This is a genomic window from Streptomyces sp. NPDC016677, assembly GCF_055562815.1.
The window spans coordinates 152,593-175,443 of record NZ_JBVHEO010000004.1 but is presented as its reverse complement, the minus strand read 5'-3'; the positions used below and the strand labels follow the sequence as shown (position 1 = coordinate 175,443).

Genomic DNA, 22,851 nt, shown 5'->3' with positions numbered 1-22,851 from the left:
ACGGGGCCGCCTTCGTCTCCTTCTTCGCCACGAACGTCACCGTCCCGCTGGTCTCGGCGTGCTCGTCCGCGTCGACCGCGCCGTTCGCGCCCTTCACGTTCGTCGGCTTCGCGCCCACTGGGCCATAGGTCGACCACCTGGGTCGCCGTAACCCGTCAGGTATGGCAGGTCTCCTCTGTAACAGCATTTTTTTGGATCGACGAACTAACTTGGTGCAAGGCTCCAAATGTGTCATGGTGGACGCATGGCAACGAGAAGTCCCCGCCCAGAGCGGCGTAACCAGGTGCTCTCGCGCGAACGGATCATCGAGACGGCGATCGAACTGCTCGACGCGGGCGGAGACGCCGCCATGACGACGCGGGCGCTCACCGAGCGCCTGTCCACCGGCTCGGGAGCGATCTACTACCGGGTGGGCAGCCGCGACGATCTGCTGGACGCGGCGACCGAGACGCTTGTCACCGCCGCTCTGGCCGCCGACTCCGTGTCGGTTTCGCCCTCGCCTGAGGATGAGATCCGCACTGTGGCGCTGGCGCTGTTCGACGTGATCGCCGAGCACCCGTGGCTGGCGACGCGCCTGACCCGGCAAGTGGTCCGCAAGCCGTTCGGGACGGTGACGGTCGGCATCTTCGAGCGGATCGGCCGTCAGGTCGGCGCGCTGGGCGTGCCGCGGGCTTCCTGGTTCGACGCGGCGTCGACGCTGGTGCACTACATCCTCGGCGCCGTCAGCCAGAACACCGCGATGGAGGGCGACACTCCGGACGGGTCACACGACCGCGGCGCGTTCCTCGACGCGACCGAGGCGGCCTGGCAGGACCTCGACGCCGAGGACTACCCGTTCATGCACGCCGTCGTCTCTCAGCTACACGCTCACGACGACCGCGAGCAGTTCCTCACCGGCATCACCGTGATCGTCGACGGCCTCACCCGGCTCGGCTGACCCGCCCCGGTCGGCCCGTCCCCGTGTGTTTCAGAAAGGAATCCCTCATGCGTGACGTAGTGATCGCGGGCGGCGGCCCGGTCGGTCTGTTCCTGGCCACCGAGCTGGCCCTGGGCGGCGCCTCCGTCCTGGTCCTGGAGCGAGACGAGGAAGCCACCTCGGCATGGAAGGCGCTCCCCCTGGGACTGCGGGGCCTGAGCGCGGGATCGGCCGAGACGTTCTACCGCCGCGGCCTGCTGGATGCCGTACTCAGCGCCTCGCACGCCGACCCGGCCAAGGTCGGCGCCGCCCCCGGCCTGACCGAAGCACCGGACCCCCACGACGTGAGCCACTTCGCCGGCATGAGCCTGGACGCGGCCGACATCGACGTGGCCTCGCTCCCGTGGCGGCTGCCCAGCCCGGCGATGGAAGGCTTCATGACCAGCCTGGAGGCGGTCACCTCGATCCTGACCGAACGCGCAGCCGAGCTGGGCGTGCACCTCCTGCGCGGCACGCCCGTCACGGCTTTGGCACAGCACGCCGACCACGTCACGGTCACCGCCGGCGGCCACGACCACCAGGCCCGCTACCTGGTGGGCTGTGATGGCGGACGCAGCACGGTGCGCAGCCTGGCCGGCTTCGACTTCGTCGGCACGGACCCGCTGTTCACCGGCTACGCCGCCCAGGTCACCTTCGCCGACCCCGACCAGCTGCCTCTCGGCTTCCACCTGACGGACAACGGCATGTACCTGCGCACCCCCTTCCCCGGTCACGTAGGCATGATGGATTTCGACGGCGGCTCCTTCGACCGGTCGCAGCCGCTGACCCGCGAGCACCTCCAAGAGGTCCTGCGCCGTATCACGAGCACCGACGTGACGCTGAGCGAGGTGCGTCTGGCATCGAGCTTCACCGACCGCGCCATGCAGACCACGACGTACCGCAACGGCCGCGTCCTGCTGGCCGGAGATGCCGCGCACATCCACTCACCGCTCGGTGGCCAGGGCCTGAACCTGGGCATTGGCGATGCCGTGAACCTCGGCTGGAAGCTCGCGGCGACCGCGCGCGGCACCGCACCCGAGGGCCTGCTCGACACCTATACGAGCGAACGCCACTCCGTGGGCGCCGCGGTCCTCGACTGGTCGCGCGCCCAGGTGGCGACCATGAAGCCGGGCCCCAACGCACCCGCGCTGCGCAAGCTGGTCCATGAGCTGCTGCGCACCACCGACGGCACGACCCTCGCCTACCGGCGCACGACCGGCCTGTTTCACCGCTACGACCTGGGCGATACCCACCCCCTCGTCGGCAGCACCGCCCCGGACTTCTGCTTCGAGGACGGCACCCGCCTCGGCGACCTGCTGCGCCACGGCCGGGGCGTCCTGCTCGACTTCGGTGCCGACGACACCCTGCGGTCTGCGGCCAAAAGCCACCAGGACCAGATCGTGTACCGGTCCGGCCCGGCACGCAACGCCCTCGGCTTCACAGCGGTGCTCGTACGCCCGGACGGCGTCGTGGCCTGGGCCGCAGCAGAAGACCGTGACCCCAGCTCCTTCGAGCAGGCCGCCACACGCTGGTTCACCCCCGCCCAGCGCCGTCCATGACGGTGCACGACGCGCGAGGAGCACGGCGTGATCGGCCCGAGCCGGCCCGGCAAGGTCCTGCGGTTCGAGGCCGAGCCCGGCAAGGGAGCTGAACTGTTCGCCCTGTGCGCCAAGTCGAGCGACGAGTCCGCCGCCACCGACAAGGTCATCATCGCGCGCGCCGAGGACGACCCCGACACCCTGTGGGCCATGGAATTCCTCAAGAGCGACGAAGCCCTCGCCGCCCAGGACGCCGACCCCACATGGGACGAGCTGCACGCCCGCATCGGCGCCCTGATGGAGGAAGACTTCACCCTCGCCCTGGTCCGCGCCCCTTACGCGCGCTCTGCACCACTGCCCGGCCCACCGGGCATCCCATGAAGACGGTTGACCGCCCGGGCGGGCCGGACCAACCGTCGACGGTATCCGCTGACACCACCGGCCTCCCCACGGCGCACCCGCGCGGAACGCGGCGGCATCAACCTCACCTGTACGAAGCTCGCCGGCATCCCGCGCTCTCGCACCGCCCGAGCCGCTCCCGTGCCGCCTCCGCTCCGCCTTCACGCCGGACGTGCAGGGTGCGAGCGATCACACCGTCCTCGCCCACCGGCCGTTCCTCAGCCGCCCTCGAACCCTTCATGACCCCCTTCTTGGAGACGATCATGACCGGACGCCGTCGTACCTTCTCGACGAAGACCAAAGCCTTCACCGCCGTGCTGACGACCGTAGCGGCGACGGGGATCGCCATACCGGTGATCATGAGCGAGCGAGGCGAGCCAGCGACGTCCGCCAACGCGGGCACCGCGCACACGCCCGTCAGCAGCGTGCAGAAGCTGCACCCCGACGCGGCCTGCTACGAAGTACGGGTCCCGGTGTCGGTGAAGAAGAGGGGCAACGCCCACATCTACGGGGAGCTGTGCCGACCGCGCCACCAGAGCACGACCAGCAAGACCGTTCAGCTGCTGGTCCCCGGCTCCACCTACAACCACAGCTACTACGACATGCCGGTCGCCGACGGCCGCTACTCCTACGTCTCCGCGGCACTCGACGCGGGCTTCTCCACTTTCAACATCGACCGCCTCGCCACCGGCAAGAGCACGCTGCCGCCCAGCCCCCAGTACACCCTCGACACCGGCACCGACGCCCTCCACCAGGTCATCACCCAGCTGCGGGACGGCCAGATCAAGGACCGCGCGTTCGACAAGGTCGTCTGGGTCGGCCACTCGCTGGGCTCGTCCATGGCCTGGGCCCAGGCCGCGAAGTACACCCATGACGTGGACGCCTTCGTGCTCACCAGCATGAGCCACGTCGTGCGCGACGAAGAGCCCTCCGACGACGGCCCCGGCCAGGACATCCCATTCGAGATCAAGGCGAAGGACGACCCCAAGTTCCGCGGCGCGGTCAACGACCCCGGCTACCTGACCACGAACGCCGGCATGCGGCAGTTCTTCTACTACCCCCCGAACGCCGACCCCGCCGTCATCGAAGCCGACGAACGCCTCAAGGACGTCAGCACCGCCGCGGACTCCGACAGCACACCCCTTCCCCCCGCCAAGTCCCCCTCCCGCGCCATCGAAGTGCCCACCCTCCTGGTCACCGGCGACAAGGACCAGTACTGCACCGCCGGCACCTGCACCCCCGAGACGATGCTGGCCAACGAACGGCCCTACTACTCCGACCTGGCCGGCCTCACATCGATCGTCGTGCCCGACAGCGGCCACAACGTACAACTGCACAGGAACGCACCGGAGACGAACGCCCGGATCCTGAACTGGATCAGAACCACACGCTGAGGGAGTGGGCGTGTCCTGAACGGCACCAAAAGCCGACCTTGCGAACTCGGTCAGGAGGCGACTTCCGCAGTCACGCCGAAACGACTCCCCGCTTCGGTCGCCAAGCCACACGTCCTGACGGTCGACGTCGGATGCCCGGCCCCGGGCGCGCAGGCGCCCACAGCCGCCCCGGTCATTCATCGCCGCCGTCGCCGCAGGACCCAGTGCCGGGATCGCTCTTTCTTGCCCGCGGGTACACAGGCCGCTTCGGCGGTCCTGGCGGACGGCGCAGGTGCAGTGACCACAAGCGTTGCCGACAGCCGAGGTACGGCTTCGACGGCAGGGCAGCTGGTGGTGGAGTGCTCACTCGGAGCGAAAGGCCTCATTGTCTGCGGTGAGCGCGTCTCGGAGTGACGCGGCGACTGCGTGGAGGCAGGCCGCGAAGTCCTCCTGGCCGCGCGCGTCGGCCCAGCGGTCGATGGCGTTCTGGGAGGCGATGGTGGCGATCTGCGCCACCAGTTTCGCACTGTCGTCGCCGACGCCTCGTTGCAGGAGCGCGTCGTGGATCGCGCTGGTAACCGCGGCGAGTTTGGTGCGCTCCCGCTCCTGGAGCTCCGGGCTGGAGGCGATCACTGCGCGGCGTTCGGCGGTGCGGCCGATGTGCTCGACGATAGTGGCGCCGACCTGGGCGAGGGCCTCAAGGGCCGCCGACAACGGGGAGGCGGCCGGGCGGACATCGAGGACCGCCTCGCGGATTGCGGCGGGCAGCCGTTCCGAGCCGGCGAACAGGACCTCGCGCTTGTCAGGGAAGTAGCGGAAGTACGAGCGGCGGGTGATCCCGGCCCGCTCGGCGATCTGCGTCACGGTCACGTTGTCGTATCCGTGTTCCGTGTAGAGCTCGAGCGCCGCCTGTGTGAGGCGCTCCTCGGTTCCGGGATCCCATCTGGCCATGGCCGGACACTATCAAGCGATGTCCCAGTGTGTCATCGATGGTAGGGTTGGTAATGACACAGTGAGACATCACTGTGGAGCGGGCGATCACCTCACGTGCCGAACGACAGGAGCAAGCCCATGACTGACACCACCCAGAGCGCACGATCTGGAGAGATCTGGATCCTGGGCGCCGGCGGGCGCATCGGAAGTGCCGTCACGGCGAACCTCGCCGCTCAAGGACTCAAGCCCGTTCTCGTCGGTCGCGAAAGCGGCGGCGACCGGCTGCGCAAGGCCGCTGCGGACCTCGGCAGCCGTGTCGTCATCGCCAACGGCGTCGACGGCATCGCAGCCGAGATCACTCGGCAGCGACCTGCCGTGGTCTTCAACGGCATCGGCAACTACACCGAGACGGCCACGGTCATCGCCCGGGCCTGCATGCCCGGCGGCCACTACCTCGACCTGGCCGCGGATCTGACAGCCGTCCCCCGCCTGCTCGACCTGGACCAGGAGGCCCAACAGGCGGGCAGCACACTGGTGACCGGTGCCGGATTCGGCGTGCTGGCCACCGAAGCCGTCGTGATCAAGCTGTGCGAGGACCGCCCGGCCCCCGCCGCCGTGCGCGTCGACGCCCTGGCCTCGGTGTCCCTCAGCGCCGGAGTCGTCGGCTCCGCCTTCGCCTCCTCCATGATCGACATGTTTGCTACGGGTGGACGCCGCTACACCGACGGCCGCCTGGTCGCTGCACGTCTCGGCGCCGGTCTCCAGAACCTCACCCTGCCCGATGGGCAGCAGGCGAAGTCCGCCGGCGCTCCCAGCGCGGAGCTCCTCGCCGCGCACCGGGCCAGCAACGCACCGTCCGTCACGGTGACCACCGGGATGGCCCCCACCTCGCTCGTCGTGCGGACCGTGGCCCCGCTGGCCGGGAAGCTGCTGTCCATCGAGCCGCTGCGACGCTTCACCGTCAGCCAGTTGGCCAAGGCCAAGATGAAAGAAACCCCGGCCCCGCGCCGGTACTCCTGGGGACACGCGGTCGTCACCTGGCCTGACGGCACCCGCCGCGAGGGCTGGCTGCGCGCCGACGACGGCATGGCCTACACCGCCTCGGTGGCAGCAACAGTGGCCGCCAGGCTCGCCCGCGGCGAGGGCCGGCCGGGCGCCCACACACCCGGCGCCCTGTTCGGTGCGGGCGTCGCCGAACAAGCGGGCGGACAGATCCTCCTGCCTCACGAGACCCGTCCCGCCCAGGGCGGATCGGTCATCGACTGAAGGTGTGCGGCATTGTCCCGATCCGGCCGCGCATGGGGCACCGGAGGGCCGACGCATCAGTGTCCGCCCTCCGGTGGCCCGCCCGCCTCGTGCCGCAGCCCGGGGGCGGTACGAAGCGGGCGGGCCCGCCCTCACCAGGGCCGTAACCACCCCTCGGCTGCCGGCTCCTCCCTGCCTCCGCTTGTCGCGGCCTCAGCCGGCGCAGGCACGTCACGCTCAGACAGCCGAGTCGTCCGAGGACGGCGTCCCGAATACGGCGCGGCGCGGCCGCGGAGTGCCGCCCCCGACCGCCTCCCGCCCATACGGCCGCCACACCTGCCGAGCTTGCGATGGCTCAGTGAGTTCCTGTCTCACAGCTCTACCAGGACCGCTCCTGTGTGGCGGCCTTCGATCAGTTCGCGCAGGGCCCTGGGGGCATTGTCCAGGCCGTGCAGCCGGGAGTGCGGGAAGGTGAGCGTGCCGTCGCGCAGTCCGGCGCCGAACTGGTGGTGCCACTCGGGAATCAGGTCGAGGTGGTCCGCGTGGAGGACGGTGCCGCGCAGCGTGATGCTCCGGGTCAGCAGAGAGAAGGTGTCGATGGCCGTCGCCGGGGTGCCGGAGCCTGTGAGCTGGGCGCCCAGCGCCCCGACGAGGGCGATACGGGCACCCCGGTTCGCCACGGCGATCGCAGCCTGGAGCTGTTCGCCGCCGACGGTGTCGATCACCGCGTCGACGCCCTGGGGAGCCGCAACGCGCAGTTGCTCCTCGACCGGTCCCGCGTCGCGGAGGATCACGGCGTCGTAACCGAGTTCCTGGCGCAGGATGTCCGCCTTGCGCTGCGAGCCGGAGCTGCCGATGACCCGCCGGGCCCCCCGGAGCCGGGCGGCCTGTCCGGCGAGGGAACCCACACCGCCCGCGGCGCCGCTGACGAAGACGGTGTCCCCCGGGCCCACCTCGGCTCCGCGAGTGACGGCCATCCAGGCGGTGGGGCCCTGAGACAGGTAGGCGGCCGGGTCGGGCAGCAGGCCGGGTTCGACGCGCTGTGCGGCGGTGGCGTCCAGGAGGGCGAACTCGCGCCAGCCGAGATCGTGTTGTACGAGGTCGCCGGGGGCGAATGCGGTGCCGGGAGCGGACACGACCTCGCCGATCGCGGGGCCGTACAGCGGGGCACCGAGTGCGAAGGAGCGCATCGGCACGCTGGTCGTCTCGTCCATGAGCGTCCGCATCACGGCAGCCACGCTCATCACCCGGGTGCGCACGAGGAGTTGGCCGGGCTGTGGGGAGGGGGCCGGGACCTCGACGATCTCGAAGAGGCTGTCCGTGAGCGGTGCCCCCGGCGCGGGGCGGGCCGCCAGCCGGATCTCGCGGTGGGTGCGGGGGGCGTGGCGGCGGTCGGACAGTGCGGTGGTCATGACGGTCGGCTCCTGGAGAAGTGGGCTCGTGGGCCTTCCACACTCCGCCGCCCGACAGATCACGTCCAACGAATGATTTCGCTCGCAGCCATCACTTCGAGAGATAGTGGGGAGATGGAGCTGCGTCAGTTGGAGTGCTTCGTCGCGGTGGCCGAGGAGTCGAGTTTCACGCGCGCCGCCGCTCGGCTGCACGTCGTGCAGTCGGCCGTGTCGGCGACGATCGCGGCCCTGGAGGGGGAGCTGCACACCAGACTGCTGGAGCGCACCTCCAGGCGGGTCGGTCTTTCGGACGCGGGGCGCGCGTTGCTGCCGAAGGCGCGGGCTGCCCTCGATGCCGTGCGGGACGCACGGGACGCGGTCGACGAGGTCAACGGCGGCATCCGCGGCACCCTGCGCGTCGGGACACTGAGTTCTCTCGGCGTGATCGACCTGCCGGCGCTGCTGGGCCGCTTCCACCGCGAGCACCCCGCCGTCTCCGTGCGTCTGGTCACCGCGGCGTCGGACGGCGGCTCACCCGGGCTCCTCGACGCGCTCACCGAGGGCAGGCTCGACCTCGCGTTCGTGTCGATTCCTGACTCGCCGCCGTCCAGCGCGCGGTGGAGAGACCTCACCGCCACGCCGTTGGACCTCGTCGTTCCCGCGGGCCACCGGCTTGCCGACCGGAGCCGGGTGGCGCTCGGGGAGTTGGCCGGTGAGGCGTTCATCGACTTCCCCTCCGGTTACGGCAACCGCGTCGTGACGGATCGCGCGTTCACCGCGGCCGGGCTTCGACGCCACGTCACCATCGAGATCACCGCCATCGGTGCCGGTGCCGACTTCGTCCGTCACGGCCTGGGCGTCGCGCTGTTGCCCCGGGGCAGTGTCGCGCCCGACCCCGGCCTCGTCTCGCTGCCCGTCACCGGCGCGGACCTCGACTGGCCGATCGCGCTGGCCACGCCCGGCAACCGCGCCCCCAGCGCAGCCGCCCGTGCCTTCGAGCGCTTGGTCGACCCGCGTCCGCGGTGACACGGCCGCCGGGTAGGGGGGCCGGGCCGTCCGCGTGTGCAAAGGCTGCCCGCTGCCCCGCGCCGCGCGGTGGAAGCCACGGGCCCGGACCGCCTTGTGCACCTGCGTCGGACGTCGCGGCCCTCGGCGACGTCGGACAGCCCCTCAGGGGCCTGCGGGGAGGGCCGTCCAAGGAGCTGGTGTGTCGTGTGCCGGAGTGTGTCACGGCCCACCGGCGTCGGCCCGGATCGCTTCCAGCCCGCCGATGACCATGGCCACGGAGAACTCGGTCGCGGTGGCCAGGTCGTAGCGCGAGTGGTCCACTGATGCGGTGTAGGCGGGAAGGGTCTCGCGGATGTGGTCGGACATGACCGGTGCCGGCAGTCCCTGCGCGAGGCCGAACGCCTGGAACTCGACCACGGCGACGACCAGGCGCAGCTGGTCTCGCCGGAAGCCCCCTTCGATCAGTGCGGCGAACATCGGCTCGTACACCGCGAGGGAACGGTCGCAGGCCATCGCGGTGGTGGACAGGAGCGGCAGGATGCGTCGGTGTCTGGCGTACAGGGCGGTGAGCCGGCGCAGCAGGTTGGCCACGGCTCCGCGCCAGTCGTCCGCGGGGCCGAGGGGTTCCATCCGTTCCAGCATCCGCAGCCGGGCGAGGTCGATGACCTTCGCCCGGCCTGTGACGTGGGAGTAGAGGGAGGACGGGGCGACGCCGAGGTGCCGGGCCAGCTGAGTCATCTGGACGTCACCGGTGCGGTCGGCGAGTTCGATCGCGCCGTCCGCGATCCGTTCGGCGGACAACAGCGGCGTCTTCGGCCTGGCCACGCCCGGCGCCCTCACTTCCCGTCGAATGCCCTTCAGCGCAGCAGGTAGCCGCGCTCCTCCAGCGTACGACGCAGGTTCTCACGCCCGTCCATGTAAGCCAGGCTTGTGCCCACCACGACGGAGTGGCTCCACGTCTTGTCACGCAGTCCGTACTCGGCGCGGAAGTCCCTGAACGCGGTCTCGTAGTCCTCGATCCACTCCTCGGTCGGCCGTGTCCGGTAGCGCTCGCGGTGCAGCACGACGTCCTGCGCCGGGCGGGGATGCACCGCGCTGGGGCGGTGCGGGTCCGGGGTGCCGATGGCCATGCCGAATACGACGTAGGCGTACGCGGGAAGTCCGATCAGGTCGGCGAGCTCCTTGGCGTGGTTGCGCAGCGAGCCCAGGTACACGCCTCCCAGGCCGATCGCCTCTGCCGCGACGAGACCGTTCTGGGCGGCCAGGGCCGCGTCGATCGACGCCATCAGGAAGGCGTCGACGTAGTCGGTGACGACGGGCTCGGCGCCCTGCTCGACGCTGATCGCGTGGGTGCGCGACATGTCCGCCACCCACAGCAGCACGCTGGGGGCCTGGGCGACGAAGTCGAACCCGGCGAACTCCACGCCGTGTGTCAGCCTCGCCAGTTCGGCCTTCGTCTCCGGGTCCGAGACGGCCACGAGGCTCCACTGGTGAAGGTTCGACGACGTGGACGCCGACTGGGCGGCCGCCACCACCGTCTCCAGAGCGCCTTCCGGCAGCGGTTCGTCGGTGAACGCGCGCACCGAGCGGTGCGCGAGCAGCGCTTCGATCTGCTCGTTCCAGATGATGTTCCCCGGCGTCGCCTGCTGCCCGTAGCGGGCTTCCAGGAGTGCGTCCCGCCGCGAGGAGTCGGTCATGGCTGTCCTTCCGTTATCCGAATCAGATTCGGTTACGGCAACCATGAGCAGGCCGGGTCCATTCCCCGCTGGCCCGGCCTGTCGGCAAGAAGCTGGACAGACCCCGCCCGACGGGCCGCGTACGGCTTCGGCCGAGGTTGGGGGGAGCCGTCGGACCAGTGGGCGAGCAGCCGGTTCAGGCGGAGTCGCCGGCGTAGTCGGCCTGCTCCCCGACGGCTCGGATCCTCAGCCACAGCGTCCGGCGTGCCAAGGCCGGTAGGGCCGGCGGCGGTGTCGTACGTGAAGGGGGCCCGCCCTCTGGAGCGGATGACGTACGGAGACCACGACGCGTCGTCAGCCAAGGCGTCGAGGGCGGCGCGGGCGCGCGCGTACGGCCGTCGGGCAGCGTCCCGGCCCTCCGACAGGGCGAGGAAGGCCGCGTGATGCGCCTCGGCGCTGCTGTCCCACGAGTGCCTGTCGAACGGGGCCCGGGTCAGAGCTGCTGCTGGCGGCCGAGGAAGAGCTGACCGCGTTCGCAGACCTCCCGCACCGGCACTGGAAGAAGATCCAGTCCACCCGCTGGAACAGCTGAACGCGACCGCGGTCCGCGCCGAAATGAAGGAGGCTCACTCACAAGGTGATGCCGTTGGAGCGCCGGCACGTGTGGGGCCGGTGCTCCAACGCCCGTCACGGAGCCGAACGTTTCCGCTGCAGCAACCAGGTCGCCCCTGTCACCACTCCCGTCACCAAAAAGCCCACCATCAGCGACCTCCTGAATTCCTCCATCTTGCTGCCGTCGTCCGCCATGACCACCGACAGCGTCGTCATGACGGCCGTGATCACCAGCCCGATGGCCAGGTTCTTGCGCACCAGCGATTTCAGCAATTTCTCCTCGTTTCTCGATGAGTGTGCCGCAGTATCGTCCTCAATTCCGCGGCACGCCTGGGGTGTCACCAGTTCGGGTCGATCAATACTCGGTGAGGTCTCCCGGACCGTCCGGTTCAGCTGCCGCATCAGCCCGCCCGATGACGCGACGGTGATGTCAACGCCTGTGCGGCGAGTACCAGTGGGCGTGTTCGGCAGGGGTGAGGGGCGACTTGTCCGCGCGGCGCTCCGTCCGGTCGGCACGCCGGACGTTCTCCGGCGGTCCAACCAGTGGATCGGCCCGGCCGGTGATGCCGATGCGAACTCCTCCTGCGCATGCCGACTGGACACGCACGGGAGGAGTTCCTCGCCTTCCCCGGCGATCAGGGGGTTCTTCAGCGCCCATCGACGGCGCGCGTGTTCCACGCAGGCGCACTCGCGGCAGCGCGAGGCCAAGGCGGCCCGGTGCCGCACGACTTCGCACTGAACGGGTACCGCTGCCGGGCCGCGGGTGAGCGAAGCCGGCAGCGGCACGCCACTCCGTTACAGGATTTCGATCCAGTCGACGTGGGGCGGCCGGTTGGGGAAGGTGATGATGTAGTGCTTGGGGTAGTCGATGATCGTCCCGTTCGTGTCGTGGTACCTGACCTTGTTGTTCCCGGTGGAGATCTTGTCGACCCACACGGCGGTGCCCGGCCCGCTCGCTTCGAAGTTGTAGGTGCCCTTGTTGGCGAAGCAGTAACTCAAGTCGAAGGATCCGCCGCCCCAGGTCTGGCCGTGCACATCGGCTCGCAGATAGTCGGACGGGCCGCAGTTGACCTTGTCGATGGCGTGTGCTGCTCCGGTCGGTATGACGGCGGCCATGACGGCGGCCGCGGCTACTGGAAGGGCGAGACGCAATTTCCTGGACAGCATCCTCTGACTCCTTTTTTTGGGGGAGGTAACCGGCCGGCCGGCGAGAGCTTGTCGTGGCGCAAAAAAATCGACGGACAGTTCACCTGCCGGCATGCGGTATTCACGCTAAAAGCATGGTCACGAGATTGTCAACGGCGGTTTTCCGCAATGGCATTGAGGTTGCGCTGAGGCCATGCCGGAGTCGCCGGTGGCCTGTATGGCCCCGGCATTTTGCGCGTCGCGGCAGGCATCGCCGACCGGTGTGACCGACCGGTGCGCACCGCATGGAAATGACGCCACCCGGCGGCCTACGCCTGGCTTGTTCTTTTCACTCCTCGATACGCGTTGCCCCAAAAACCGCCGTCTTCCCTCGGGGAAATGACCGGGGGTACAGGAAATAAGGGCGAGCAGGCCTGAGGGGCGAGACCCGGCATAAGAGTGAGCGTGAATAAGGTACGGCTGCTGACGCCAATACGGATGTCTCCTCGTTGTGCTGGTCCGATTTCTGCGGGACGCGGGTGTGCCGATGAGACGGGAGACGGCCGGGTCCAGGGCCACTGGACCGAACACCGCGGCCCGGTGGACCGGGCCCGTCGTGGAGAAGCCGAAGGGGAACCCCGTCGCATGGCCAGCGCCCCGAACGCGAACGCCACCGGATACGCGCAAGCGAAGAACCCCAGGGCGCCGCGCCGGCCGTAGGTCATGCTGCCGTGCAGGAGCAGGAAGCGGATCGGACCGAGCTTTCCCAGCATCATCGGCGGGACCGAATCCGTCACGAGCAGGGGCGCGAGCCCCGGCCACCACACTGCCCGCTCACCAGGCTCCGGCGACCCGCATCGTCCCTCGTCGGCGCGGGCACCGTCGTCACCGCGACGTGCCGGACCGCGCCATGGCCTGCGGCCCGTCCGCCTCCGCCGCCGGCCGACGGCTGCGGATCCTGCGGACCAGACCGACGAGGACCGAGCGCAGCGCCTCGGCCCGACGGCTGGACGGGACGAACATCTGCTGCTTGAGCCGCGCGGTGCGCTGGTGCTTGGAGATGAACGGACGCAGCCCGGCCTCCCAGGCGTCCAGGGCGGCGGCGAGGTCGTCAGGGTGCTCCCGCAGGGCCGCGCCCAGTGCGGCGCCGCCGCGCAGCGAGGACGTGGCGCCCATGCCCGAGTAGAGGTTCATGCACCAGGCCGCGTCCCCCACCAGCACGACCCGCCCCTTGCTCCACCGGTCCATCTTCACCTGGTGCACCGAGTCGAACAGGTGGTCAGGGGCCTGCTCCAGGGAATCCAGGACGTGACGCACCACGGGGTCGTCGTCCATCCCGGAGAAGACCGCGCGCAGCCGCTCGACCCGCGATCCGCTGAACTGCTTCTGGATGTCCCTCGTCCGGTAGGTCAGCAGCACGGTGGGCGCGTGGTCGGCAAGCCCGAACACCCACACCGCCCGCTTGGCGCGCGCGATGATGACGCTGTCGCTCGCCTCGTACGTGGGCACCTGCTCCTTCAGCTGGAAGGCGCAGATCATCGCGTCCCACGTGGTCAGGTGGTCCTCGTGCGGGCCGAACACGATCCGGCGCACGCTCGAACGCATCCCGTCGGCGCCGACCACCAGGTCGAAGCTCTCGCGGTACTGGGCACCGGTCTCGGCGTTCTCGAGCAGGACCTGCACCTCGGCGGGACCCTCGGTGATCTCGACCGGAGTGGTCGCGAACCGCACCTCGACCGCGTCCTCGGTCCCGTCGCCGGTGATGCCCTGCCACAACGCGGCCTCGATGTCGCCGCGCAGCACCGCTGCCGGTTCTCCGGGCTGGTCCAGGAATCCCAGAGCCGGCCTGCGCCTGCCCCGGCGATCCACCGACCACGAGTTCCCGCCCGGTCGCCGTTCCGGGTTGCGGGTGTGCAGGTCGTCGGCGATCCCCAGGTCGACCGCGGCCTGCCGGCCCTCCGGAAACAGCCCGACGAAGTAGCCCCCGGTGCGCCGCTCGGGCGCCCGTTCGACGATCACCGGCGTCCAACCGGCCCGGCGCAGCCCGATCGCCGCGGACATCCCCGCGATCCCGAGCCCCACCACCAACGCCCTCTTCCCCATGGCCGTCACCGCGCCGTGACGGACGGGGCAGCGGCCGCCGCCGCGGTGAATTCCGCCGCCAGCCGGCGGTGGACGACCTTGCGGATCAGTTCGAGAACGCCCGAGACCAGCACCTGGACCGGGCGGCTGGACGGTACGAACCGCTGTTGCTTGATCCGTGCGGAGCGCCGCTGGCTGGTGATGTAAGGACGCAGCCCGGCCTCCCAGGCGTTCAGAGCGGCGGCGAGGTCGCCGGGGTGCTCCCGCAGGGCCGCGCCCAGTGCGGCGCCGCCGCGCAGCGAGGACGAGGAGCCCATGGCCGAGTAGGTGTTCATGCACCAGGCCGCGTCCCCCACCAGCACGACCCGCCCCTTGCTCCACCGGTCCATCTTCACCTGGTGGATCGAGTCGAACACGTGGTCAGGGGCCTGCTCCAGGGAGTCCAGGACGTGACGCACCACGGGGTCGTCGTCCATCCCGGAGAAGGCCGCGCGCACCTGCTCGATCGACGACCCGGCGAACCGGTCCGGGATGTCCTCGGTGCGGTAGGTCAACCACGCGCAGGGCGCGTGGTCGGCGAGTCCGAACACCCACATCGCACGCTTGGGGCGCGAGACGATGATGCTGTCGCTCGCCTCGTACGTGGGCACCTGCTCCTTCATCTGGAACGCGCAGATCATCGCCTTCCAGTTCGCCAGGTAGTCCTCGTCCGGACCGAACACCATCCGGCGCACGCTCGAACGCATCCCGTCGGCGCCGACCACGAGATCGAAGTCCTCGCGGTACTGCTTCCCGGTGCCGGCGTCCTCCAGCAGGACCCGCACCCCGTCGGCGCCCTCGGTGATCTCGACCGGAGTGGTCGCGAACCGCACCTCGACCGCGTCCTCGGTCCCGTCGCCGGTGATGCCCTGCCACAACGCGGCCTCGATGTCGCTGCGCAGCACCGCCGCCAGCCCGCTGGGCGCGTCCAGCAATCCCAGAGCCGGCTTCCGCCTGCCCCGGCGATCCACCGACCACGAGTTCCCGCCCGGTCGCCATTCCGGGTTGCGGGTGTGCAGGTGGTCGGCGATCCCCAGGTCGGCCGCGGCGCGCACGCCCTCCGGGAACATGAAGATGAAGTAGCCCCCGGTGCGTCGCTCGGGTGCCCGTTCGACGATCACCGGCGTCCAACCGGCCCGGCGCAGCCCGATCGCCGCGGACATCCCCGCGATCCCGAGCCCCACCACTAATGCCCTCTTCTGCATGGCTTTCCTTTCTCCGATCACTTTCTGATGCATGGATGACTCAATCCGGCACGACGACGGCGCGGCTGCGGCCGGTGTGTGCCCGTGCCTCGCCGGCCAGGCTCAGCGGCAACGCGGTGCAGGGCGGTTGCAGGGGCCCGTCGGCGAAGCGGGCCATGACTGCGGGCGCCTCGGCGAGCATCTCCTCGGCTGACCGCGATCCGACGCCGCTCCCGGTGATCCGGATTCGCCGGCTGCGCAGCAGGCCCGCGGGCAGCGACGCCTCCAGGCCCCGGAGCGAGCCGATCTGCGCGTAGGCCTGTTCGCCTCGGTGTCCTCGCCGCTGCGCCACAGCGCGGCGAAGGCGGCCTCGGTGTCGGGCCCTACAGGCAGTCCGGCACGAGACCGGGCGACGTCTCGGACACCGCGTCGGCCAGGGCCTTCTCCGGGCCGTCGGGCCCGTCCTGGGCCGCCGGCACGGTCGTCGCTCCCGTGCCGCACCGTCGCTCCGGCGCCTGCGGATGGCGCCCGGCGGCGATGATCCCCTCCGCCCGGAAAGCCGGCGCCCCCGGCACGGCGAGGCTGCCCGACATCCTGTGGCGCCCAGCACCAGCACGGTGCCCGACGCCCCCACTTCCTTGCGTCGCGCGGTGGGGACCATCCCAGCCCGACAGGCCGGGGTTCATGCCCGCGGCGATCGCGAGTGGATCCGCCCCCCGCCGCCGGAACCTCCGCCTGGAAGGGAGCGACCAGCCGCTCGGCCGTCGTCTCGAAGTGCGGACGCGCGCGCCCGGTGCGGACCAGTCGCCCGTACCGGCGGACACCTCATCCGGCCGCGGCCGTAGCGCCGCCAGGTGGCCAGCCCGCGCACGGTGTCGTCCAGGCCGGCTCCGAGGAGGGGCGGGGGCTCGGAACGGGGCGGGACCGTCGGCTCGGGCAAGTCGGCACAGACGGGCGACGCACCGGGCGCGGTGACGACTGCAGCACGCATCACGGGCTCTCCTTAACTAAGTTCAAGGCTGCTACCAGCATTACTGAACGCTGTTAAGCTGTCAACCATGACCAAGGGCATCACCCGGGAGCAGATCGTCACGGCGGCGCTCGAACTCCTCGACGACCAGGGCACGGACGCCCTCACCGTCCGCGCGCTCGCCTCCCGGCTGGGCGTCCGCCCCTCCGCCCTCTACTGGCATGTGCGCAACAAGCAGGAGCTGCTCGACGAGATGGCCACCGAGGTCATGCGCCGCGTGGCCGGCGCCCTCGCCGCGGTCCCGCCGGGCGACGGGTGGCGCGACGACCTCGCCGCCTACGCCCGCGTGCTGCGCTCGGAGTACCTGCTCCACCGCGACGGGGCCCGCATCTTCAGCGGCACGCGGATCACCGACCCGGACGTGATCCGCATGAAGGAGCCGTTGTTCGCACGCTGGACCGCGTCCGGCTGGAAGCCCGCCGACGCGGACGACGCCATCGACCTGGTCACCGCGTTCGCCGTCGGCTTCGTCATTGAGGAGCAGGAGAGGCGTCAGGCCGCCGGGGCCGATCCGTCGCGCTACTCGATCGACCAGCGCGACGCCTGGCTCGGCGAAGGCGCGTCACTGGTCAAGGAGGCCGGGCACCTCCGAGACGACGGCGACCGGCGGTTCGAACGGCTCCTCGGCATGGTCCTCGACGGGATCGCCGCCCGGCTGGACACGTGACTCACCCGCGCCTGCGCACCAGCACCGTCGCGAGCACCGCGGCCGCGACGAGCGCCGCGCCACCCCTCAGGATGCGGAGCTGCACCCCGGCCAGGGAGTTCGCGGCGACCCCCGCGACGAGCGAGTCGGTGGCTGTCGCGTTGAGCGGCATCACGCCGACGAAGTCGAGCACGACCGACCCGACGCAGAGCACGACCGCCACCAGGCTGCCGATCACACCGTGGGTCTCGGGCGGTGCCATGACGGTCGCGCGCACGCTGCTCCGCCTGCACACCACCGTCCCGTCACAACCGGTGCCACTGATAGGCCGACTCCTGCGAGCCGAAGTCGGTAGCGCGACCACGACACGCGAGACGCTTCAGGAAAGGAAACACTGGCCGGACGCCCGAGCGGGCCCCTCCCGATGGGCCACGCCCACACCGCACCTGATGCGCACGGGCGAACCGCAGGTCAGGTGAGGTCTCTCGTCTCCGCCTCGGAGCCACCAGGCGCCAAGAGCGTCGAACGAGCGTCACGGCGGAGAGAACAATGACGCCCAGTGACCCCAGCAAGGAGTGCGCCAGACGTCGTCCACCGTGGTCAGGCGCAGGCTTCGGCACCCACACGAGGGAAGCATCGATTCTTGGCAGCGTCGATCGTCTGGGCCGCCCCATGCAGGCGGCACCTCGCTCAGGAAGCGGTGACGTACTCCCCGCTCACTTCGTTCCGGCCACCGGAAGCACGTACTCACCGGCGAGACGCGCCAGGTGCAGCGGGAGAGGCCGGGCGAGCGGCGGGTAGTCGTCGTGGTAACGCAGCTGGTGCGCGAGCGTCGCCCACTCCGCCGGCCGGTCGGGCGGGTCACCCGCACGCCCCGAGTCCGTCAGTGCCTTCTCCGACAGACAGCCGAGCACGGTGATCTCCAGTTGCCCGGGGTTCCACGCGGTCTTCCCGGGCGCTGTCCGGCCCTGTGCCGTGGGCACCAGCTTCATGAGCCCCTTCGGCAGTTTGGCCACCGTGTGCGGCTTCGAGGCCGTACTCGCGAAGACACGGCCCTCCGTATCCGCCGTCCCCCACACACCCTCGGCGAAGCCGACCCCGTCCTCGGTGTCGTGGGCGTACCACTCCGCCACTTCACCCCGGGCGTTGGCGTCCCGCACGAGCAGTACCCGCAGGTCATGGCCGTAGAGCGTGTGCCGCTGGGCGGGTTCGGCCCCGAAGCCGAGCATGTCGCGGTCCAGTGCACCGTTGCGCAGGCCAGGCCAGCACTGACGCAGATTGCCGGCGTCCGCCAGCAGCAGCGTCGGACGGTCGCGGAGCTGGAAGAGCAGTGCCCGGATCTGCCGCTCGGTCTCCCGCTGCCTGTCCTGCTCCACGCCCGGGCGGGCAGCGGGCCGGGATCCTCCGGGGGCTGCCGAGTCATCGACGAGCTTCCCCGTGCCGATCTCCTTCCCGCCGCTCGCCGCCGGTTCGCGTGCCTGGGAGAGCAGCAGCAACAGCTTCGGATACGGCACCCATGCGGCTCGTTCTGCGTCCCACCCCTCGGTGACGCCCGGTCCGTCCCCGGGGCGCACCCGCACCGCCACCAGCCGGTGGACGGGGCATCGCGTGGGCCCCTTCCTGGTGTGGCGTACGAGCCAGAGCGCCGCGTACTGAAGGTCGCCCGGAATGCCGGCTCCCACCCGATGGGAGGGGGGATCCCCCGACCTCCTACATCGCCGTTGTAGCGGCCGTGGTTGTTGACAGCCCGATTCACCCGTACGAAGCACCTCTGCACACGAGACGTCTATAGCGGCCCTGAGTTGGCCCTCCCGTCCACGGACCGTCGAGGAGCCGCCGCGGTGAAGTACACGTTGACGGAGCCCCAAGTCGAGCCGGAGACGACGCCTCGGCCCTGATCTACAACGACCGCGGCGAGTACCTGCCCCATCTCCGCGACTACTTCCCCGGTCAGATCTGGGAGCCGGGCATGTGGTCCCTGCTGGGCGGTGGCCGAGAGCCCCAGGAGGCCACCCTGGAACACGCCGTGCGGCGCGAACTGGCCGAGGAGGCCGGCCTCGATCTCGCCGACCTGTCCCCGTTCGGAACCGAGTACGCGGACCGAGTACGCCTCCCACGACGACGGTACGACCGTACCCATCGCCATCTACGCGGGCCGCTGGAACGGCGACCCGCGCGAACTCCATCTGACCGAAGGAGTAATGCTCGCTGGGTTCGCTCCCGACGACCTCCACCGCCTGCGCATCGCGGACACGACCAGCGACCTCGTACGGCGCCACGCCGCCAGCCTTCCGGCGGCCCAGAGCGGGCCGGAACCCGAGGAGGAACGTCTGACTTCGCCGCACAGCACGGTCCCCAACATCATCGGCGTCCACCTCTACCTGGAACGCCCCGACGGGACGGTGCTGCTCGGGCTGCGCCACCCCGACTCCGCGTTCGCGCCGTCCACCTGGCACGTCCTGGCCGTTCATTAGCCTTGCGCGTTCACGAGCGAGTCTGTCCGTAGCGTGATCAAAGAGGTGAGGACTGCACCTGACCTGGAACGATTGGACTTGTCTGGGGTCCGGGTCGTCGTCAAGAAAGCTGCACTCGTCAGGTGAAGAAGCGCATCGGCTCGTATCCGTGTGTCCGCGTCGAGGGCGGCGGCCGTGGAGTGGTCAGCCAGGCCGGTGGCGTGCTGCTGGTCTCGGCGGCCGAGGCCCGTTCGGCGAGGTGGGTGAGGTAGCGCGGGGCTGTGTCACGGTCGCCGTCGGGGGTGGCCAACATGTTCAGGGCGGGGTCGGGGTGGACGCTGTGGCCGGCGGCGTCTCCGCATCGGTCTCGTTGATCGCATGGGGCTCGCACGGCTCGAAGGTCAGCTCCTGCTCGAAACCCGATCCGGTCCGACAATCGCTCATCCGCCTCCGGCTTCACTTGGAAGCGAAAGGAACAAGCCAAAAATCCGCCGTCCAGTGGCATCATTTCGACGCAACGTGCACCGGTCGGCCGCGTCGGCGCAGGCGGGCATAAGTCGCGTTCCAGCAGTTCGCCGACGCCTGCACACGGCTGAATGATGGAGCGAGAAACCGCCGTTGACAGCGCGACGATCACACTTCTAGCATGATCACTGCAAGTTGACATTAGGCAAAAGAGCTTCTCGCTTACATTGCACACGACAAGTGCTCACGCTGAACGACCTGCCCCCTCAAAGAAAAAGGAGCGAAAAAGTGCTCTCCAAGAAGCTTCGGATCGCCCTTCCGATAGCCGCAGCGGCCGTCATGAGCGCCGTAATACCAGTCGGAACGGCACACGCCATCGACCAAGTGAACTGTGGCCCGTCCGACTACCTGACGGTTGACGCCCACTACGAGGGGCCGAGCGGCCGAGTCTACACTTCCTTCTGCTTCGCGAACAGGGGCGTCCACGACTTCACACAAAAGTGGCCGACGCAAAAGGCCGTGTGGGTCGACAAGATCTCCACCGGAAACAACAATGTCAAGTACTACGACAGCAATAGCGCAGTCGTCAGCTACCCCAAGAACTTCATCATCACGTTCCCCAACAGGCCGCCGCTTGTCGACCGGATCGAAATCCTGTAAGAGGACTTTCCCCGGCCACTCACCGCACGACGGACGATCTGTCGATCATCGCTTGTGGTGGAATTATCTAACCTCGATCTTGCATGACGGTCCGCCGACGGAGTCGGTGGACCGTTTCGCTTCCGGGGGCTGATAGCGGACATTTCAGCGGCCCGAATGTCACGTCGGGTGGGCGCCGGGTTCCACTGTTCCGGGCTGGGTCCTCTTTTCGTAGGGACAGAGTACTGAGCTTCGAAGCCTGGTGTCGGAGGGGCTGACGGCCCGTGATCCCTGCGGTATGCCGACTGCATGAGGTATGCGCAAGGGAGTGGGCTGACCGACGAGCGGCGGGCCTTCGGCGGCCTGCGCGGCCACCGGCCAGGCGACGAGTACGTACACCGCGAAGCTCGCGCACAGCAGCCAGTGCACGCTCACTGGAAGCTCGTCGTACCGGTGCTCCGCCAACGCGACCAACGCCGCCGCAAGCGCGACAAGTGCGCCGGTGGTCACGCTATGCGGGAGCAGCACGATCGGCGGCGGCGCTGACGCGCGCACGTTGTGGACGCCGCCGTGACCGTGCACCGGCGACAGATGCCAGCGGCCTTGACCGGGCGATATCTGCGGCGCTGTCGCCATGGCGGAAGCCGCGGGCCGTCCATGATCCCGGGAAGATTCTGCTGGACGTCGCGTTGGCGGTCGCCTCGGGCGGGGACTGTCTCGCGGACGTGGGCATGCCGCGGGCCGAGCCGGCCGTGTTCGGGCCGGTCGCCTCCGACCCGACGGTCTCCCGCCTCATCGACACCCTTGCCGCTTCCGGCGAGAAGGCCCTGAAGGCCATCCCTTCCGCGCGGGCCCAAGCACGGCAGCGGGTCTGGCAGTTGGCCGGCCAGGCGGCGCCCGACTCGGGCGGGACGGTGACCGTCGACCTCGACGGAGTGCTGGTGATCGCGCACTCCGATAAGGAGGACGCCGCACCCACCCGGAAGCGGACCTACGGCCATCACCCGCTCATGGCGTTCGCCGACCACGGCCCCGGCGGTACCGGGGAGCCTGTCGCGGCCCTGCTCAGGCCGGGCAACGCAGGATCGACCACCGCCGCCGACCACGTCACCACCGCCCAACTCGCCCTGGCCCAGGTGCCGGCCCGGTTCCGGCGCGGCCGGCGGACCCTGGTCCGCACCGATTCCGCGGGCGGCACCCACGACTTCGTGACCTGGCTGGCCCGACGGGGACGGTGGCTGTCCTACTCGGTCGGCATGGTGATCACCGAGCAGGTCCACCAGCACGTCCTGAAGATCCCCGCCTCCGCCTGGACACCGGCCGTCGAGGCGGACGGCGAGGTCCGGGGCGGGGCCTGGGTCGCCGAACTCACCGGCGACGTCCTGGACGGCCGGCCCAAGGGCATGCGACTGATCGTCCGCAAGGAACGGCCCCGTTCCGGGGCCCAGTTGAGGCTCACGGACGCGGACGGCATGCGGCTGACCTGCTTCGCCACCAACACCACCGACCGGCCGATCGCCGACCTCGAGCTGCGTCACCGCCGGCGGGCGAGGGCAGCGGACCGTATAAGGGCCGCCCGGGCCACCGGCCTGCGGAACCTGCCCTTGAAGCGCACCGCCCAGAACCGGATCTGGCTGGAGATCGTGCAGATCGCTCTCGACCTGCTCGCCTGGTTGCCGATGCTCGCGCTGACCGGCAAGGCCCGTCTCTGGGAGCCCCGCCGCCTGCGGCTCCGGCTGTTCTCCGCGGCCGGACAACTCGCGGCCACCGGCCGCCGGCGAATCCTTCGCCTGACCCGGCACTGGCCCTGGACCCGCCACATCACCACCGCACTCGAACGGCGCGCACTCCTGCCGAACCCCGGCTGACCAGTGGCTTCCCCAACCAAACGACAGCACCACACTCATCCGGAGCAGTGGAACCCGGCGCCGCCCCGAGACGACACTCGGGCCCTCGGCCTGCCCCGCCTCAGCCCACAGCACGAAAACGGCCCACCGACTCCGTCGGTGGACCGTCACGAAACTTCGAGGCTAGGCAAGTGGGTTGTCGGAATCGAGG

The 22,851-nt window shown here is 70.0% G+C and carries 22 protein-coding genes and 2 pseudogenes; 11 read left to right on the top strand and 13 right to left on the bottom strand.

From position 1 onward, the window contains the following. Positions 1–244 precede the first annotated feature (244 nt). The 4 genes from ACZ3IG_RS14215 to ACZ3IG_RS14200 all read left to right on the top strand — a co-directional run bounded on the left by ACZ3IG_RS14215 (position 245) and on the right by ACZ3IG_RS14200 (position 4,286). Entirely contained in the window at positions 245–937 is a 693-nt protein-coding gene (locus ACZ3IG_RS14215) for a TetR/AcrR family transcriptional regulator (RefSeq protein ID WP_467431888.1), read from the top strand. Positions 938–984: 47 nt separating this feature from the next. Beyond that, positions 985–2,514, top strand: coding sequence for an FAD-dependent oxidoreductase (locus ACZ3IG_RS14210; RefSeq protein WP_467431886.1), 1,530 nt, complete (start codon positions 985–987; stop codon positions 2,512–2,514). A 27-nt stretch (positions 2,515–2,541) separates the two neighbouring features. Then, a complete protein-coding gene (locus tag ACZ3IG_RS14205) occupies positions 2,542–2,874 on the top strand; it encodes a putative quinol monooxygenase (protein ID WP_467431884.1) in 333 nt (110 codons plus the stop codon). Between the two features lie 281 nt (positions 2,875–3,155). Then, the gene (locus ACZ3IG_RS14200) at positions 3,156–4,286 is read left to right on the top strand and encodes an alpha/beta fold hydrolase (RefSeq protein ID WP_467431883.1); all 1,131 of its coding nucleotides are present in this window, start codon (positions 3,156–3,158) and stop codon (positions 4,284–4,286) included. A gap of 342 nt (positions 4,287–4,628) precedes the next feature. Here the strand turns inward: ACZ3IG_RS14200 and ACZ3IG_RS14195 are convergent, their stop codons facing one another. Beyond that, positions 4,629–5,216 carry a TetR/AcrR family transcriptional regulator gene (locus tag ACZ3IG_RS14195; protein WP_467431881.1) on the bottom strand — a complete coding sequence of 196 codons (588 nt, stop codon included), beginning with the start codon at positions 5,214–5,216 and terminating at the stop codon, positions 4,629–4,631. 120 nt (positions 5,217–5,336) lie between these two features. On the opposite strand from ACZ3IG_RS14195, the gene ACZ3IG_RS14190 reads away from it, so the two are divergent. Continuing rightward, positions 5,337–6,464, top strand: coding sequence for a saccharopine dehydrogenase NADP-binding domain-containing protein (locus tag ACZ3IG_RS14190; protein WP_467431880.1), 1,128 nt, complete (start codon positions 5,337–5,339; stop codon positions 6,462–6,464). Between the two features lie 350 nt (positions 6,465–6,814). On the opposite strand, the gene ACZ3IG_RS14185 is transcribed toward ACZ3IG_RS14190, so the two are convergent. After that, a complete protein-coding gene (locus ACZ3IG_RS14185; RefSeq protein WP_467431878.1) occupies positions 6,815–7,855 on the bottom strand; it encodes a zinc-binding dehydrogenase in 1,041 nt (346 codons plus the stop codon). 114 nt (positions 7,856–7,969) lie between these two features. Between ACZ3IG_RS14185 and ACZ3IG_RS14180 the strand changes: the two genes are divergently transcribed. After that, entirely contained in the window at positions 7,970–8,860 is an 891-nt protein-coding gene (locus ACZ3IG_RS14180; protein ID WP_467431877.1) for a LysR family transcriptional regulator, read from the top strand. Between the two features lie 201 nt (positions 8,861–9,061). Here ACZ3IG_RS14180 and ACZ3IG_RS14175 read toward each other — a convergent pair whose 3' ends face one another. From ACZ3IG_RS14175 to ACZ3IG_RS14140, 8 genes are all read right to left on the bottom strand, one after another. Next, complete coding sequence (locus tag ACZ3IG_RS14175; protein ID WP_467431875.1) at positions 9,062–9,667, bottom strand: TetR/AcrR family transcriptional regulator; 606 nt, start codon at positions 9,665–9,667, stop codon at positions 9,062–9,064. A gap of 32 nt (positions 9,668–9,699) precedes the next feature. Beyond that, positions 9,700–10,539 (bottom strand): NADPH-dependent oxidoreductase, encoded by an 840-nt coding sequence (locus ACZ3IG_RS14170; protein WP_467431873.1) that lies wholly within the window; start codon positions 10,537–10,539, stop codon positions 9,700–9,702. A gap of 666 nt (positions 10,540–11,205) precedes the next feature. After that, entirely contained in the window at positions 11,206–11,808 is a 603-nt protein-coding gene (locus ACZ3IG_RS14165) for a hypothetical protein (protein ID WP_467431871.1), read from the bottom strand. A gap of 117 nt (positions 11,809–11,925) precedes the next feature. Next, entirely contained in the window at positions 11,926–12,297 is a 372-nt protein-coding gene (locus tag ACZ3IG_RS14160) for a beta/gamma crystallin domain-containing protein (RefSeq protein WP_467431869.1), read from the bottom strand. An 843-nt stretch (positions 12,298–13,140) separates the two neighbouring features. Further along, positions 13,141–14,358, bottom strand: a complete 1,218-nt coding sequence (locus tag ACZ3IG_RS14155; protein ID WP_467431867.1) for an FAD-dependent monooxygenase — start codon at positions 14,356–14,358, stop codon at positions 13,141–13,143. Between the two features lie 5 nt (positions 14,359–14,363). Further along, positions 14,364–15,581 carry an FAD-dependent monooxygenase gene (locus ACZ3IG_RS14150; protein ID WP_467431865.1) on the bottom strand — a complete coding sequence of 406 codons (1,218 nt, stop codon included), beginning with the start codon at positions 15,579–15,581 and terminating at the stop codon, positions 14,364–14,366. Between the two features lie 40 nt (positions 15,582–15,621). After that, positions 15,622–15,912 (bottom strand): hypothetical protein, encoded by a 291-nt coding sequence (locus ACZ3IG_RS14145; RefSeq protein ID WP_467431863.1) that lies wholly within the window; start codon positions 15,910–15,912, stop codon positions 15,622–15,624. 31 nt (positions 15,913–15,943) lie between these two features. After that, a complete protein-coding gene (locus tag ACZ3IG_RS14140; RefSeq protein WP_467431862.1) occupies positions 15,944–16,153 on the bottom strand; it encodes a hypothetical protein in 210 nt (69 codons plus the stop codon). A 465-nt stretch (positions 16,154–16,618) separates the two neighbouring features. Between ACZ3IG_RS14140 and ACZ3IG_RS14135 the strand changes: the two genes are divergently transcribed. Next, on the top strand, positions 16,619–17,257 hold the full coding sequence (locus ACZ3IG_RS14135) for a TetR/AcrR family transcriptional regulator C-terminal domain-containing protein (RefSeq protein ID WP_467431859.1): 639 nt from the start codon (positions 16,619–16,621) through the stop codon (positions 17,255–17,257). 1 nt (position 17,258) lies between these two features. On the opposite strand, the gene ACZ3IG_RS14130 is transcribed toward ACZ3IG_RS14135, so the two are convergent. Next, on the bottom strand, positions 17,259–17,513 hold the full coding sequence (locus ACZ3IG_RS14130; RefSeq protein ID WP_467431857.1) for a hypothetical protein: 255 nt from the start codon (positions 17,511–17,513) through the stop codon (positions 17,259–17,261). A 439-nt stretch (positions 17,514–17,952) separates the two neighbouring features. Then, positions 17,953–18,918, bottom strand: a complete 966-nt coding sequence (locus tag ACZ3IG_RS14125) for an RNAseH domain-containing protein (protein ID WP_467431855.1) — start codon at positions 18,916–18,918, stop codon at positions 17,953–17,955. Between the two features lie 212 nt (positions 18,919–19,130). On the opposite strand from ACZ3IG_RS14125, the pseudogene ACZ3IG_RS14120 reads away from it, so the two are divergent. Beyond that, a pseudogene (locus ACZ3IG_RS14120) lies at positions 19,131–19,406 on the top strand (NUDIX domain-containing protein); the annotation flags it as partial. A 31-nt stretch (positions 19,407–19,437) separates the two neighbouring features. Beyond that, on the top strand, positions 19,438–19,710 hold the full coding sequence (locus ACZ3IG_RS14115) for a hypothetical protein (RefSeq protein ID WP_467431852.1): 273 nt from the start codon (positions 19,438–19,440) through the stop codon (positions 19,708–19,710). 118 nt (positions 19,711–19,828) lie between these two features. Here the strand turns inward: ACZ3IG_RS14115 and ACZ3IG_RS14110 are convergent, their stop codons facing one another. Beyond that, on the bottom strand, positions 19,829–20,002 hold the full coding sequence (locus tag ACZ3IG_RS14110; RefSeq protein ID WP_467432486.1) for a hypothetical protein: 174 nt from the start codon (positions 20,000–20,002) through the stop codon (positions 19,829–19,831). A 440-nt stretch (positions 20,003–20,442) separates the two neighbouring features. Between ACZ3IG_RS14110 and ACZ3IG_RS14105 the strand changes: the two genes are divergently transcribed. Continuing rightward, positions 20,443–20,814 (top strand): beta/gamma crystallin domain-containing protein, encoded by a 372-nt coding sequence (locus ACZ3IG_RS14105; RefSeq protein WP_467431850.1) that lies wholly within the window; start codon positions 20,443–20,445, stop codon positions 20,812–20,814. A gap of 575 nt (positions 20,815–21,389) precedes the next feature. Then, positions 21,390–22,661 (top strand): annotated as a pseudogene (locus ACZ3IG_RS14100) (IS1380 family transposase); the annotation flags it as partial. Positions 22,662–22,851 lie beyond the last annotated feature (190 nt).